We start from the raw sequence: 15284 nt of genomic DNA, 5'->3' as shown, positions 1-15284 counted from the left end.
CAGGTCATGGTGCGCTCGATCTACAGCGGCAACGGAGGTGCGATAATAGATCGCTTCAATCTAAATGGCAGATCGGATTAAGATCCTCTGCAAGCAACCGATAAATGCCCTCCCAGCCGCACGCAAAATCTGCGGCTGAGGCAGCCCTAGATTATTGAACCAAGACTATCCAGCTACCCCAAGAGAATTCTAGAATGCATGTAGACAGTGTATTGTTGATCGAAGTGGCAGGGCTTTCGGTAGCCTTAGGGGCAATCCTTGTATTCTTCAACCGGCGCAAGATACCTCAAAAGGCGTCAACGGGCCTAGATGTAGTATTCGAAAACGGCCACCTTGCGGTTGTTGGGCTAAGCGCTTTTCCGGCCAACGCATTGTCGATTCCCACTAACTCGGAGACCATCTCCCAGTTTCGGCAGCTTGCCCTTGACACCGGAAAAGCTTCATTGCTCGTTCCAGGTAGAACGCTCGAGGTTGTTTTCAAACCCGAGATTCAAGAAGGCCTCAAAAAGGGCACCTTAACCCTGATGAAGACAAAGGACGGCGAGGTTCTCGCTGACGCGATCGATAATGCGACTGGGAAGATTGTAGGTAAGGCGAGACTTATGGAAGGGGGAAAAATTAGACAATTTGCATCCGCTGGCTTCCAGCTCGTGAGCATTGCCGTCGCACAGGCACATCTTGCAGAAATCGCTGATGGCCTACGTGCGTTGAACTTGAAGTTTGATAGTATCACTAACCGTCTAGAATCGAACGACATCGCCGAGATCGAAGGAGCCATAGATTACATACGTGAGCTTGCAGCTTTCGTGCAAAAGCAAGGAACCCCCAACGCTCTGTCAGCTGAAATGGCTAATAGCTTGGAGGCGACCATTCGAGAGTCCCGCTCTTGGCAGCGAAAAGCGTTGCGCCATCTAGACGATCTTGTAAAAGAATTAGCTTCAATTCAAGACCTAGACACATTCGGAACCGGATCTACATTCGAAGCGCTAAAAGGGATCATTTCAAGGGCGCAAATACTGCTAATTCGGCAGGATTTTTACAGCGAGTTTGCATCCACGGTAAATACCCTAACAGCGTTTATCGACCCCCAACGTAACCGTTTTAGCCCTGCCAAGGTAGCTTCAGAAGAATGGAGCCGGCTGTCTAATCAGATGCACAGCATTATGAAGGGGAAAGTTGTCAGTTACCTGGGAGAAGACGTCCGGTTCAACCGCGAAAGCACGCTGGCGGAACGGCGAGACCTGATCCTTACCGAGGCGGAAAGGCTGAATACTCGCAGCTTGGGCATAAATTCAGCGCTAGTAAACCGTATGTCTCGCATTGAACAAATGCTTGCAGTGGTACCTACACCAGGCCAATCTGTCCGAATGGCTCTAACAATTGACACGGAAGGGAATGTCACTAACGCAGGCATTGTCCCTACGCACGGTTGAGCGAAGCCCTTCGGTAGAGCCGGATGGCGTCGATGATACCGCATTGCGAATAGCCAACGTGATGGGTAAATCTGAACGGCCTAAATCGGCGCTCGTTCAGCACACCTTCTGAAGCCCTGATCGCCAGGATTTCTAAGTACCACCGAAGCCGTTATGTCATACCTATAATGCCTTGGTTGGACAGGAATTACCTGAGATCAGGGGCAACGCTGCTAGCGTCGCGATCAAACACTTAATACCCGCTAACGTAACTCGCAGATGGCTGCTGATTTACGCCTATGATGCCCGTCCGTGGGTACCATTGCGACGGTACCCAAGCGGCAAGCAGGTGAAACGGTCACCGAAAAAATACGGGTAGGAGCATGGGGCTCCGTTTAGAGCGCTTCTCCGGTGATAGCATATAGCGCTTGCTCCATCGTGCTAGCCCCCTCAGCTAATGGTGTGGTGAGTATTGTCAACATGGCCTCGGTGCGCTGGTGAAAGAAGTCACTAGCTATGTCGTCCCAATCACGGCCTTGTGCCAATTGATGAACGTCCATCAGGCTAAGTCTTGAGTTGATGAAAACATATGGCCCATAGTTATCACGCTTATGTATTGTGACATGCCAATCAGGCAAGCCAGGCTGCTCAACGGGCTCATTCTCGAACCTACGAAGCAAGACTTCCTGTTCAGGTTCAATATCCCCTTCGTATTTCCAGATACCTAATCCTACGATCAGCTCAGGCAGACCTGTGTGAATCGGAGCTAGGCCGAAGGCCGATCGCGCAATCACCCCACACCAGAGAACCATGGCGCTTTCGTTTATCGTTCCGCCTATAGGTGTCATCACGCCACCAAAGAATTTTGGGGGCGAAAGATCGCCGCTAGGTTTCCTAAACTTTAAGAGGTCGGGCGCCACTGTTGCGGATCTAAGTGACTCGCTTAGCGCCTTTGTCCCTATGGCACCCAAATTCTTCATTCCCTCCTGCAAGCGGTCATATGCTGGCTGGGCAACGATATCCGCAAGATCTACGCGTGTACCACTCATGTTCTGATCCCTGATGAATGCGAGCAAGTTATTGGCCATGAATGCCAGCGCGCTGCCGCGCTGTGGCTTATGAAATTGAGAAAGGTAATTGGCTATATCTCGCCAGAAACACACTGAGCCTTTCCAATGGCCTGGAGGTAGAGTGATATGGGTAAGTAGGGCAATACCTTTGAGCCCTTCGCGGCGTTTCGCCAAGTAGCGCTGATAAAGAGTCAACTGGTCGGAGTATTCCACGCCATCATCGTCCAGATGCGTCGTAAACGGCGCCGATGTCTTGTTTTCGATAATTACGAAAATGTTCGGGCCACGGCCGACCAGATCGGGGCGCTTATTGGTTGCGCTCTCATGGCCATGGCCGATGACGTGCTGGGTTTCCCACCTAACGGCTCGCAGATCTTCCTCAGGCGCACCAGCAACAGTTTCGAGCTTGAACACGTCGCGGACGATTCGCGGTAGCTCTCCAACCAGTGTGGCCTGACGTAGCCATTCTGCCAGGGCCTCGGTGAGGTAGTCCTCCAGCGGACTGCGCTGCTCGCGCTGGCGGTAGCGATAAAGCTGTGAAAGAAATGCCATGCCGAATTCATCCATATTACGAGCCGGTAACTCAAAGCTATCCATGCGTCTATCGTCCGCAATAGCCGCTGCCTGTTCCTATCATATGTCTTTCCGAAGGCTTGTCAGTGCTTGCCTCGCGACCTTCCAATTCGCCGGGGCCAAGGCGATGGAGAAGTGCAAGTTAGAAGGGCTATAAGTCTTTTGGGTCAGCTCCACTCCACGAACTCCTAGAAGGTTGAGAGGACTGTAGATCATGTCCGCCAAGCACGTATAAAAGTAATACGCTCTATCTTCCATCAGCCCGCCGAGGCCCTAGCTGCTTGTCACGATAGCATTTACCCGGCCTGTTGGACACAAAGGACTCGCTCGCCACCTTTGATCGTATACTCCACCAACTAGCCTTAACCGAAGAAGGCCCGCAGATGGGGGACACCGATGGCCATTTCGGCGGCCGCAGACTGCCTTACGTAATGAGCAGAAATCTGTAGCCGCAGTTTTATTTGTGATCAGCCGGCAAGTCATAGGTGCTCGATGTGACCGTGCGCTATGCCTAGATCGTAGGTAGGCATGATTGCACGACATGCGCGCCATAAACACGCCGGAGGCGAGCGTGGCAGAAGGTTTTGAAGCCAACGCTGCCGGGGAAGGCAGTCCTCGGCCAGTGACAACATCCTATGATTAGGAAGTTCCAGATATGGATTCGGACAATGCCAAACTGAATACCCGCTGAATCCGCGCTGATCCACTTTTAAAACGCAATGGCATCTGGATCAGGGCCATGGCCATGCTAACGCCATTACTTACATGGCCGGCACATTCGTTTGGGCGGAATCTCATGCCAGCGCCAAACTAGGTTGGGTTGGGTTGGGTTGGGTTGGTCTGGCTACCTGATCCGACCCAGCGTCCGAACCTAGGCATTTCAACCACACGATTCCAAGGGCTAGCCCCACATTGGAGTGCTGGCCGAGCCTCTTTCTCTGCTTGCTCAGATGGCAAGCCTGCCGGTCACTCAAGCCAGGACTCAACGGTCTCAGCGCCGTGCTCTGCCTTCCAAGCTTTTAAAGTCTTGTGATTGCCGCCCTTGGTTTCAACAACTTCGCCGCTTTTCGGATTCTTATAGCGTTTTACTTGGCGAGCCCGGCGGGTGGTTTTTTCCGGAGCTTGCGCCGCGCCACGGCCGGAACGTTGGGTAGGCTGGGCGCCCTGCGGATCAAGGATTGCAATGATGTCCTTAAGGCTGAAATTGTATTCACCCAACAAGCCACGGAGTTTTTCCTCGAATTCGACCTCCCGCTTTAGGCCTTCGTCGTTTTTCATTGTTTCCAGCTCAGCGAGCTGTTCGGCCAGTTTTTGCTCAAGCGCGCGGAATTCGGCAAGACGGGACATCGATAATCTCCTGGGGTAATAGATGTTAAGAGAATAGACAGTATAAAGAGCTTCAAGGTTGCAGATACTAAAAGTACATTTTCAGTGCATTTCTGTATCCTTGCATGCGACTCTCAGGAATATGGTCGGCAAACGATGAGTGCACCACTACTAGCCGCATGGCGTCGGCAATGGGAGCTACATGAGGGGTATCTAGGGTGCAGATTTTGTGCGGCTACGCAGTCGCTTCGAAATGCCCGTCGCGCCTTCAAGCATGCGCCAGGCTGTGCTAAAGGTCTGGACGCTATTGAGACCCCCTGGGTAACGCTGGCAGCCGCGTTACGCCACACTGAAGATCCCCAATAGCCATTGGCGTCATAGAGGATTGAGTCACAGAACCCTCCCGCACCGAAGTGGGGGAGTCCTCGGCCAGGTGAGCGCCGACGACCCACGTAGAGAGTGTCGACTGCCTGAGCTGCCTTCCGAAGACCGGTTCGCTTGCCTATCAGCTCTGCGATCTGCTTGCTTTTACTGTCCCGTAAGCTATCACCAATGATGTCTTGCCCACATGGATAAGGGTAAAAGCATGGAGATCTCACTCAAGACTTTATTGGCGTCAGCGGTTGCGGTAGCGCTAGGGGCATGCAGCACTGGCCCAACGGCTGCGTGGCCTTGGGCGGACAAAAGGCCTTGTGCTGACACATGCACACCCAAAGAAGCGGCCCAGGCCTTTGCAGACGCAGTTGGTTTTTGTCGCGCAGTACAAAACTATTACGAAAAGCATGGTTTTTATGCGACGAATAGCAAATTTCTGATGGGCGCATTCGGCACCTTATCCGGAGCTGTCGCAGCGCCGTTAGCGGGAGGTGGCGCAAAAGACGCTTGGGCCGGTCTTTCTGGTTCAACTAGCGCGTTGCAAACAGGGTTTGAGGAAGGATTTTCCTCCGCAGTCTATGTCCGCAGGCGCGCCAGCGTTGCAAGCGCCGGCAAAGAAGGCATTTTGCAGTACAGCCTCGCTGAGACCGATAACCAGCGTGCCATCGTTGCGGTAGCCATGGCCTTCAACTGTAGCGTTGCCGCCGCCGACGCCGAAAGCGCAGCTCTACGTGCCATCAGCAACGCCCAGGTAGTCAACCCGAACCCAGTTTCTAATGCTCGTACCCAAGAAGCCGCGACGCAAGCTCAAGACAAGGCAACAAAGGCAGCCGAGGCCGCAGCCGTTGCTCAGGAGGCTGCGGAACAAGCGCAGCAGTCTTCGATGGGCGAATCAGGTAGCGCGGCTGCTCGACAGGCTGCAGAAAAAGCTAGAATGTCCGCAAACGATGCGGAAAAGGCGGCCCGAGAAGCTGAGGCGCTTGCTAAGCCAAAGTAGAGATCACTGCGCTGTTCGATAAGGAGGATTTACGCCTGCGCTTGCACCAACATCCCGATCACTAGGAGCCTCGGCTGCTCACAACTAATCACTATCGATTTCTGAAAGTAAACAAATTGCTACTGCTTATGGCAGCCGTTCCCCTAGGGACACGCCCAAAAACCCCAGCTTCCATCTCACATGATTCACAACCTGGCTGAGGCCAAGAGCAGATCGCATCGCTAGGGTTAGCCCAACGCGGTAAATTTTCCGAGTTTGCCCCCCTGACCAAAATTTGGGGTTACGTACAGTCAGCCACGACGCCTAAGCGTCTCATCTGACTATCGAGGTAAACCACATGAGCAAGAAAGCATCAGGCACTCAATCCAAGCCTATGTCTCAGGACGCCAAGGCCAGGATCTACTCCGCTACCGCACGTAGCAATGACGGTGCTATTCCTTCTAATAGCTTCGCCGCAAGAGCGGCCCGCGCTGCTGACAAAGCATCAAACAAATAAGATCGTAAGGGCGCCATGAGGCCGCAGCTAACCAAGTATCAGTCTCTTGCTTGCCTGAGGCAGCAGTTGCCGTCCTACAGCGTTTTCAGGACTCGCTCAAATGATGCGTGCTCCCAGATCGACATCAGCCCCACAGGATCAGTCCCGAACCGCTGGCTGCTATCAAAATCCCAGCGGCGTCCATCCGGCGCCACGCATGAGTGGCAGTAGCCCAGGGAATCGCTGTCGTTGGAGATCAAGAGCCTCCGGCCATCCACTTCGATGCAGAATTGACACGCGTAGACGTCATCCCAGGCCTGGATGCCTTTGCACCTTGTTTGATCTCCCAAGCTGATAGATCATGCCCTCAAACCGAGTCCCCTTCCAGCCAATTGGCAACTCTGGCCGCCAAGATTTAGGATCTGGGTCAGCCAAGGAACATCACCATCCTGAACACAGGACATGGAGTTCTGACACGCTTGGTAGCTCAGGCGATGACCATTTGAAACAAGGAGAGCTTCAATGAGTTTCAGCGATGCCCAAGACGTTGCGACTGACGCACTGGAAACCTTTCACAAGATTGAGGATGGTGCAGCGCGGCTTCTAGCGGTACGCAGTGGTGAAGCGTCCGACGCCCTAGCAGTGATCAACACGTTCACCAACACTGCGGCAGTGGCCAAAATCGCCTCTATTGCTGACACCATCACCCAATCGCTGCTGAATCTCGTTCGCGAACCTGCGATCTCACGCGTGGTTGTCGAGACAGACGAGGGGGCGGTCGAAACCTACTATATCTGCCGCACGACCAGCATTAGCGTTAAGGGTAAGAAGCTGGCGGGCTACCGCACACCTCTCGGCCGTCTAGCCGTCTTCGGCGCTGGCGAGAGTGTCGAGCTTGAGATTGCTGGGAAGCAGAAAGGTTATCGTATTCTCGACAAGCTTGAAATGAAGCCTCAAAAGAGTGACGACCTTTGGGATGCCATCGATAGCATTTGGCGCCGCCGGCGTGCAACACCACAAACTATCCCCTCGCTTCGAAATCTCGTTCAGCCCGTTGACGACAATGCGTTCTTCGCGATGCTGGACGGCGGATCTGAGGCAGAGAAAGTTAGGGAAGGTGTAGTCCATGAAATACGCAAAGCCATGGCTTTGCGAGATCAGGCAATTCTCGACAAGATTCAGGACGAAATCTTTCGGTTGTCGATCGATCACCAGTTGATCATCCTCGGGCCTCCAGGCACCGGCAAAACCACAACGCTGATCAAACGCCTTGGCCAGAAACTGGATTGGCAGGCATTGAACCCAGATGAACAACGGCTTCTTGGCTCCCCAACCAACCGCCAACGCTGGATGATGTTCACGCCTTCTGACCTGTTGAAACACTACGTCAAGGACGCATTTAATCGGGAGCATGTCGCCGCTTCAGACGATAACATCAAAACTTGGAGCAAGCGTCGGCACGACCTGGCCAGGTCGACATTTGGAATTCTTAAAACGGGCAATAGCGGTAGCTGTATCCTCAAGGAGGATCGCCGCTATTCCAGCTTTGCGGCCAGTGATGATCCTCGGCAATGGTTTACCGACTTCAAGGCATATCACCAAAGCCGTCTCCTCGCCTCACTCAGAGAGGGGGCTGCCCTGCTGAAAGATTCCGCGCCGACCCTCTCAGATCCGGTCGTGAAAGAGTTGCTCGTCACGATAGACGATCTGAGTCCTGAGGGGTTGCTCAGTGCCTACGCGATCTGGAACAGATTAGAGGCTCGGGTCGAGCCTTTGCTCAAAGCTAGCAGAGCAACCACAGACAAGCTTATCCAGCAGCAAGGCAGTCTTCTCCACAACAGGAATAACTCCGTTTTTATTGAACTCGCTACATTCCTTGAAAGCTTGGGGCAAAGCGAGGATGAAATTGATGATGGTGAAGAATTCGACGACGACACCGGCGCGGATGGCATCAGCACCCCTAGCCACACTGCTGAGCGAAGGGCATTTCAGGCATATCAGCAGTTTTTGCAAAGCCACGCGCGTACCCAGTACCGCAACGGCAGCCTTGGGAAGTCGAGTCGGGCTGCCCGGATTCGTGACTGGCTGGGAGATAGGGTTCCGCCGGCAGAATGGTTGAAGACGCTGGGTCGTGAGATGTGCTTTCAGAATGCCCTACGTCGCTTTAGGAATGCTTGGAAACGTTACGTTCTGGATGTCCCCACGAGCTATCGGGCGTTCCGCCGTGAGTGCCTGGCACTTGAGCTCTACGACTACAAGAAGCCTGACACCCCGGCTCACATCGACGAAACCGAGCTGGACGCCATCCTCCTTCTGATGCTGCGCTCAGCACGGGAACTCATCCGACAGGAGTTCGTAAAACGTCATCTCGATGACTCACGCTTCACAGAGCTGGCCAAGATATCCGACCAGTTTCTCCACCAAGTGCTGGTTGACGAAGCAACAGACTTTTCTACCCTTCAGCTTGCCTGTATGGAAAGCCTTACTGACCCCTCGACCGAATCGTTCTTCGCTTGTGGCGACTTCAATCAGCGAATCACCGGACATGGCCTGAAGCGTCTTGATCAGCTTGAGTGGATTTCACCGCGCCTCAAGCATCGGCGAATCAATACTGTCTACCGTCAAAGTCGGCTGCTGAACAGTTTTGCCATCAAGCTTCTTGACCTCATGCGGGGAGACGCTGAGGCTGTCGGCACTCTGCCTGAGCACTCCACACACGAAGGCGTGCCGCCAGTGCTAGGTGAGCACTTGGGTGACGACGCTGCGTCCACCTGGGTCGCGGAACGCATTATCGAGATCGATGCACGGATGCGTTCCAAAGCAGAGGATATCCCGACAATTGCGGTACTGGTCACCTCAGAGGATCACGTCAGGCCAATGGCAGATGCGCTTACGAAGAAACTTGAAGGAATCAGCCTGCGAGCCACTCCTTGCGCTGATGGTCAGTCCTTGGGCAATCAGTCTGACATCCGGGTTTTCGACGTGCAGCACATCAAGGGACTTGAATTCGAAGCGGTGTTCTTCGTTGGGATCGATGACCTCGCTGAGGCCAATCCTGCGTTGTTCGAACGCTTCCTGTATGTCGGGGCTACCCGGGCGGCCACATACCTAGGCATGGTATGCCATGAGAAGCTGCCGTCAAGCCTAGAAAATATTCGTCCATTGGTAGCCACACACTGGTGGTGAATGTTCGTTGAGCTCGGCAGCGGAGCCCTACTCCGCTTATGGTGCACGGTGGTGGTTAACCATCGCAGACGTCTCTAAGCCGCTGATTATCTATAAGGTCGATACTGAACCGCGCCTGGTTTCGTAGACGCCCCAAGCCTCATAATGAGGCCCAAAATAGGAGGTGCGATGAGTTGTCAGCGTTACCCCAAAGCATTCAAGATCGAAGCGGTCAAACAAATGACCGAAAAAGGCAGACCTGTCGCCGATGTTGCCCAGTGCCTGGGCATGTCTGTTCACAGCCTCTACGCGTGTACCTGGCAGTAGTGCTGGATCTGTTCCCCCGCCAAGGGATTGGTTGGTCAATGAAGCCCAGCATGTGCAGCGACCTAGCTATCGATGCGATGTTGATGGCCGTGTGGGGTCGCAAGCCACAGTAGTAAGTGATAATTCCCTCAGATCAAGGCAGTCAGTTCAGCAGCTCCGATTGGCAAAGCTTTTTGAAGGCCAACAATGTGATCAGCAGCATGAGCCGGCGAGGAAACTGCCATGATAATCCCGTAGCTGAGAGCTTTTTCCCGCTTTTAAAGCGAAAGCGAATCCGACGAAAGATCTATGCAACACGTGACGAAGTCCGAAGTTATATTTCGATTACATCGAGACTTTCTATAACCCTAAAAGCAGACACAGTAGTGCCATTCAGTTGTCTCGAGTAGATTATGAGAAACGCTATTCCTGAGCTTGGGGTGTGCGTATGAAACCATGGGCGATTCATGCATCCGCACGCTTTACTTTACCCTATTTTTGCTCGTCCGCTTTTAAGATTTCAGAGAATGAAGAAATTCGCGGGCAGCGTTTAACCGGGTGTATCATATACATGTATGGAAATTTAGACTCTTCCATCAACTCGAGAAATACCTTCCCGAATATGGCATCGCTTACACACCTTGCTTTTACTTCGGATAAGCGCTGCTTGCGTTCGCTCAAAGAAACAGAACACTCTTCCTCAATCTGCTTCTGAACCTTTGCATTGGATACAGGATCGGGTATTACTACAAGCTGCCAGGCATATATATCCGAAAGCTTTTTGACCTCCTTACCTTCTTCCAACCGAGCCCGTAACTTTTCCCGAAATTCTCTTTCCTGGAGCGTGTAGTTTTGTTCCTCTATCTTGAACTCTGCCTTAGTCACTATATAGTCCATGAATTTCCGCTCAAGCGAGACAGCTGATCTGAAATCCGACATGGCAGTCTGGTTCAGCTTTGCCTCTTCTACATACTGCTGCAGCTCAGTGGCTCCTTGCGCAATGGCCAACATCCCTTGCTGCAGGCCGTTCAGGTAACGCGATACAGGTTTTTTTCGGGAGGCAGCCGCTGGCAATGGGGGAGGCTGTGGGGTTGAGTAGGGCAACGCGGGTGCGGGTTTGAGAGCAAACTCCTTGACGCGGCGGATGGCTTCAACTGGGGTTTTGTAAACGACGCTTGCAGGAATACGAAGCACTTTGAAACCATGTTTTATCGAGAATGCGTCGCGGATGCGGTCGCGTTCCACGGCCTCAATCGACGAGTGATAAGTTACCCCATCAATTTCAACAATGAAAGCGTCGTTTATAACAAAGTCGAATCTATAGCGCTGAAATTCCACTTGCATAGTCATTGTAAACTGAGAGCCAATGAGTTTACCCTTGCTGGGGAGTAGGTTAAATTCCTTTACCATAGCCCCAAGAAATGCAGATTCTGCCGGAGATTCGCAGCCTTCGTACCATAACTCCAGCCAATTGGTGTCAGCAGCTGTAGCATCATGCCATGTCCGTGGCATTACCTCCCGCTGGAAAGGATTACTTGTCCTTTCTTGAGGTTTTATTTCTGGCCTTGATAGTTCATCGAAAAGAAACCTTGCATAGAGGCAAATTCCAGCCCATGCAAGAGGGAACACAATCGCTATCACAGCCAGAACAACTAGAATGCCTATCTGCGTTGCTGACGGCCTTCGAATCTTTATAGTCATTCATCACCTCCTTGTGAATAGCCATTCCAATGTGCCTGTCCCAAGCTTTTCCAGATGTACAAGCGAATGATGGCAATCCTAGCAGCTTGCGCCTGAGCAAGCATACAGTACCTTCATCAATCCTGTTCTAGCTGAAGTGCTGCGGCCAGCAAAGCAGAGGTTCGAAGATTTCTTGCGCTTTACCTGGTGTCTTAAGCGGAAAGTCTGGCATCTCGTAGGTGACCTCGAAGGGCCACCCCTGACAAGGCTTCGGTCAGCGGATCACTTACCGGCACTGAAGGCCGCCCAAGCCCCCTCACTACTCCACGGTGCTCCACAAGGCCTTCTTCAGTTCCTCGACGCTTTGGCGCGAATGCTCCGTTGGGCTCAACTCGATGGTCGAGAGCCTCATGAACTTATTCCCAATCTGACGCACCTCAATCTCGAGCCGACTGCCAGGTGCCGTCTTGAGCGAACCAGAAGCTGTCCAGACGTTGATCCCTTTGGGGGTAGTCCTGAATTGCCCTGTCGGCAGCGTCATAACAGATTTGTTCATCCTCCTGTATTCGTCGGCGTACTCCTGGGGATCGAGGCCCTCACCTTCACTCATCGCCAGTACCGCTACGGAAGAGAAGACGGTGGAGTCAAACTGAAATACAGGTTTGTCGAAGCTCTGAACATCCTTCGCGACCCATTTATTTCTGATGTAGGCCGAGCGCTGCGTAGCGGTATTGACCCAGACGTCGTGCATGGACATGAACTCCCGGTTGGCCTGAGCCCGCTGGTCTGCCCTGTCCATTTCCCGAAGCGCTGATTGAACGACCATAACCGAGAGGAAGCAAAGAATGAAGATGATCAGCTTCAGCCAATGAGGGTTGACTGTCCTCACCGATATATCTTTGTTCTCATCGTAGGTTGCAGGCTGCCCTGCGCGCACCTTCCGGTACTGCATTGCCCAGGTCAGAAGGTTGACGAGGGGGATACCCAAGCCCATTCCGCTGAACCAGAGTCGGAAACCTCGCGTAAGGTACTGTGAGAAAGTGAGCTTTTCTTGGGTATGGCTGACAACCCGGATGCCTAGCAGAGCCTTACCCAGCGTGTTTCCACAGACCGCATAGATCACAGCGTCAAACACCATAGCGCCTGGAAACAGGATAATAGCGAGCAAGGCGTCGCTGCCGGGTATGGAAATCCAGCGGTTAAATCCTGTCGACATCGCTCCAAGAATGATGCCTGCAACGAACGAGAGGATGAGCGTCTCTAGCCAGGTGTCCAGCAACCTAGCGAAGAACCTTGGCCACGCCTTCGTCAATGGGTAATCGAATAACTGAAGCGGCGGTGGGTTTGGGGCTGGCGGCGGCTCGCTTTGCCTGAGGCTTTCAAATTGTTCCTGATGACTCAAAGGCGCCCAGGCCTCCATCCCTTGCTTCCACACCAAGGTATCGGGGCCGATCTTTCGTTGCCTATACAGGTTGTTGATCTCGGCTAGGCTCTTTGGGCCTACCTTTTTCCCATTGCTGCTGAACCACCACTCTGACATTGCAACATCCTTTCGCTAGATTTGAATCAGCGCCTTGGCGCCCTATTCACTCGGTGGTTGCCCATTACAAGCTGGCTATGTCAAGAGCCGCAATGGCCGAGGTAGAGAGTTGTATAGACTGCACACAAAGAAGCCTCAAGAACCGCTTTCCCCTTTGACCAGATCGATTTGCCGTTTAGATACTTACGATGCCTAGGACGCCTTCACTCGCTTCCCTCTACCCTAAACCTTACTTGGGGCCAACCGAAACGTCCACCGTCACCAAACTGGAATACTGCATGATCGAAGCCCTTTCGCACCCATGTTTTGCCATTTTCGCGGCGACGAGAGATGGCTGCCATCGATGGGGACGTACCGCCCATCTCTATCAACGACTTGCAAGCATCAACTTCTCTAGTCCTCTGTAAGCTCGTCGGCGGACTGAACGTGGGCAATGTTATCAGGTTTCTAGGTGGCAATTTCGCGCGTCAGGATAGCTGCTGATTTAAATGGCATCACAGAAATCGCTTGTGTCATACCAACCCTTGGATTCTCCCAGCGATCAGCATCGTCAACACGCAGCCAGTAACTATCGCTGTACGTTGAGAACACCGTTTGCCCGCTGGATTGAGCTGGAGCCCTTCCCGCAGTAACGCCGGCACACCACCTTCCCCCGAGCGGCCTCCGCAGCCACGACGTAGTGGTTTGAACATGAGGCTAGAGGGTGTATCAGTTGGGCATCTCAGGAGCTCTTCGGGGCGGTCAGGTATTGTCCCACCTTGCCTGTATTCGGGAGCTCCGAGATCGGTTCTGTACTGAAAATTATCTACAGAGCCTTGAGCATCAGTTCCAAGGTAGACTGATCCCAGGTAGAAAGAAGCTCGACAGGATCGGTACCGAATCGCTGGCTGCTATCAAAATCCCAGCGGCGTCCATCTGGCGCCACGCATGAATGGCAGTAGTCCAGGGAGTCGCAGTCGTTGTAGATCGAGAGTCGCCAGCCCTCTACGTCGATCTCGAAATGACAGGCGTAGACCTCATCCCAAGTCTGCCCGCCTACTCGCGTCATGGCGCGCGTTCCGAGAGCGACATCCTTGAGCACCTGGTAGACCTCCCTCACATTCAGAGTCTGCTCAAGAGGGGGTTCGCTATAGACCTTCATCTCTCATCCACAGGTGAGCGGCGCGGTTTCATTCTAGACCATTGGCATACGTTATTAGGGCTTAACGGCTCGTGACCGCACCGTAGCCTGTCCCTTATCCCTCGGGCACATCCGTCTAGGTTTTCTTGCAGATTGCTTCGTAGGGAAAGTAGAACATCAAGCGTAGCACGCGATTCTTCAATACTAAGCCCACTGGTAGATAGCATGGCGGCTGGAATTTTTGCTGCCTTTTCGCGTAGCACTTTGCCGTACTGAGTGAGGTTTTTATCACGAACACGACTAATTATTCCCTCAAGTTCTAGCCGTTGTAATATGGGAGTTACCGAGCCTAAGTCGGCAAGCACCCCAGCGCTCACATCTCCAACAGTCAAGCCGTCCCTTTCCCAGAGCACCAGCATGACGAAATACTGCGCGTACATAAGTTCCATGGCTTCAAGATGCGCTTTATATCTTTTCGCCATTAGCAAGGACGTAGAGTATAGAGCGAAGCACAGCTGCTCATCTAGCAATAGCCATCCTCACGCCATATCGATTCATCAAATTGCCATCCAGGCTCATAAAGATTCTTCCTCAAGCGACGGAGCACGCCCACCGAGGACGCTATGAAGAGAATGGCAAATAACCATTTGATAAAATCTGCACCTGATGAGGTCATGCTCTGGGTGCAAGCCATCAGCAAAGACTACTACGAATCCACGCAGGCTGTTGGGGATCGAAATGGTCGCCAAGCTGGCGATTCCAGGCGCCAGCTAGGCAAGCGGAGCGCGCAGGCGTGAGGATGGAAGCCCGTAGGGCCATGATCCGGCGCAGCCGGGGCATGGTTCACGAAAGCCGTTCCCTTCGGGACACGCCAAACCAGCCATTTCAAACGGCTAACCGAGATTCTCTTGCGAGCTCAGCGGCCTATTCGTCTTCAGGCGATAGCGAAGCGTCAAGATCAAGCTCTACTCCCTTACACAGCTCAGCCAGTTGGCTTACCAGCGATGGATCTATAGGCTCAAGCCGTTCGGGGTTTCCGACGATGTCTCGCTCGAGCATATCGAGCATCCATGACACTGTAGTGGTCTACTAACCCTGGACACCTTTTTAGGCGAAAATGATCGCCCCATAGAGGTGTTCGATGAGCAGACAACGACGTACCTTCACCCCCGAGTTCAAGCGCGAAGCTGCTAGCCTGGTGCTTGACCAAGGCTACAGCCACACTGATGCAGCGCAGTCGCTTGG

12 protein-coding genes and 2 pseudogenes are annotated in these 15284 nt (G+C 53.0%); 6 read left to right on the top strand and 8 right to left on the bottom strand.

Annotated features, from left to right (window positions below):
- Positions 1–194: 194 nt before the first annotated feature.
- The gene (locus G7016_RS24140; protein ID WP_181118315.1) at positions 195–1433 is read left to right on the top strand and encodes a hypothetical protein; all 1239 of its coding nucleotides are present in this window, start codon (positions 195–197) and stop codon (positions 1431–1433) included.
- Between the two features lie 374 nt (positions 1434–1807).
- Here the strand turns inward: G7016_RS24140 and G7016_RS25290 are convergent, their stop codons facing one another.
- Both G7016_RS25290 and G7016_RS24130 read right to left on the bottom strand, forming a co-directional pair.
- A complete protein-coding gene (locus G7016_RS25290) occupies positions 1808–3079 on the bottom strand; it encodes a PD-(D/E)XK nuclease family protein (protein WP_258195340.1) in 1272 nt (423 codons plus the stop codon).
- Positions 3080–4021: 942 nt separating this feature from the next.
- Positions 4022–4402 carry a histone-like nucleoid-structuring protein, MvaT/MvaU family gene (locus tag G7016_RS24130; RefSeq protein WP_181118314.1) on the bottom strand — a complete coding sequence of 127 codons (381 nt, stop codon included), beginning with the start codon at positions 4400–4402 and terminating at the stop codon, positions 4022–4024.
- A 547-nt stretch (positions 4403–4949) separates the two neighbouring features.
- Between G7016_RS24130 and G7016_RS24125 the strand changes: the two genes are divergently transcribed.
- Positions 4950–5753: a hypothetical protein gene (locus tag G7016_RS24125; protein WP_181118313.1), complete on the top strand. Its 804-nt coding sequence runs from the start codon at positions 4950–4952 to the stop codon at positions 5751–5753.
- A gap of 570 nt (positions 5754–6323) precedes the next feature.
- On the opposite strand, the gene G7016_RS25845 is transcribed toward G7016_RS24125, so the two are convergent.
- Positions 6324–6578, bottom strand: coding sequence for a DUF7693 family protein (locus tag G7016_RS25845; RefSeq protein ID WP_445674605.1), 255 nt, complete (start codon positions 6576–6578; stop codon positions 6324–6326).
- 172 nt (positions 6579–6750) lie between these two features.
- Between G7016_RS25845 and G7016_RS24120 the strand changes: the two genes are divergently transcribed.
- The 3 genes and pseudogenes from G7016_RS24120 to G7016_RS24110 all read left to right on the top strand — a co-directional run.
- Positions 6751–9414, top strand: a complete 2664-nt coding sequence (locus G7016_RS24120; RefSeq protein WP_181118312.1) for an ATP-binding domain-containing protein — start codon at positions 6751–6753, stop codon at positions 9412–9414.
- A gap of 144 nt (positions 9415–9558) precedes the next feature.
- The gene (locus G7016_RS25430; protein ID WP_308812211.1) at positions 9559–9720 is read left to right on the top strand and encodes a transposase; all 162 of its coding nucleotides are present in this window, start codon (positions 9559–9561) and stop codon (positions 9718–9720) included.
- Positions 9705–10132 (top strand): annotated as a pseudogene (locus G7016_RS24110) (DDE-type integrase/transposase/recombinase); the annotation flags it as partial. The gene G7016_RS25430 and the pseudogene G7016_RS24110, both read left to right, overlap by 16 nt.
- 59 nt (positions 10133–10191) lie before the next feature.
- Here G7016_RS24110 and G7016_RS24105 read toward each other — a convergent pair.
- From G7016_RS24105 to G7016_RS25730, 5 genes and pseudogenes are all read right to left on the bottom strand, one after another.
- Positions 10192–11400 (bottom strand): endonuclease domain-containing protein, encoded by a 1209-nt coding sequence (locus G7016_RS24105; RefSeq protein ID WP_181118310.1) that lies wholly within the window; start codon positions 11398–11400, stop codon positions 10192–10194.
- A 298-nt stretch (positions 11401–11698) separates the two neighbouring features.
- Entirely contained in the window at positions 11699–12919 is a 1221-nt protein-coding gene (locus G7016_RS24100) for an RDD family protein (RefSeq protein WP_181118309.1), read from the bottom strand.
- A gap of 805 nt (positions 12920–13724) precedes the next feature.
- Positions 13725–14060, bottom strand: coding sequence for a DUF7693 family protein (locus G7016_RS24095; protein WP_181118308.1), 336 nt, complete (start codon positions 14058–14060; stop codon positions 13725–13727).
- A gap of 116 nt (positions 14061–14176) precedes the next feature.
- Positions 14177–14569: pseudogene (locus G7016_RS24950) on the bottom strand (MarR family winged helix-turn-helix transcriptional regulator); the annotation flags it as partial.
- A 394-nt stretch (positions 14570–14963) separates the two neighbouring features.
- Entirely contained in the window at positions 14964–15098 is a 135-nt protein-coding gene (locus tag G7016_RS25730) for a type II toxin-antitoxin system PrlF family antitoxin (protein WP_219856358.1), read from the bottom strand.
- 82 nt (positions 15099–15180) lie between these two features.
- On the opposite strand from G7016_RS25730, the gene G7016_RS24090 reads away from it, so the two are divergent.
- Positions 15181–15284, top strand: a 104-nt coding sequence (locus G7016_RS24090) for a transposase (protein WP_181117920.1), incomplete at its 3' end; no start/stop codon positions are given.

This window comes from Pseudomonas japonica (genome assembly GCF_013522925.1).
Taxonomy (GTDB): Bacteria; Pseudomonadota; Gammaproteobacteria; order Pseudomonadales; family Pseudomonadaceae; genus Aquipseudomonas; species Aquipseudomonas japonica_A.
Note: the sequence above shows the minus strand (reverse complement) of the source record. Positions and strands in the feature narration are given on the sequence as shown.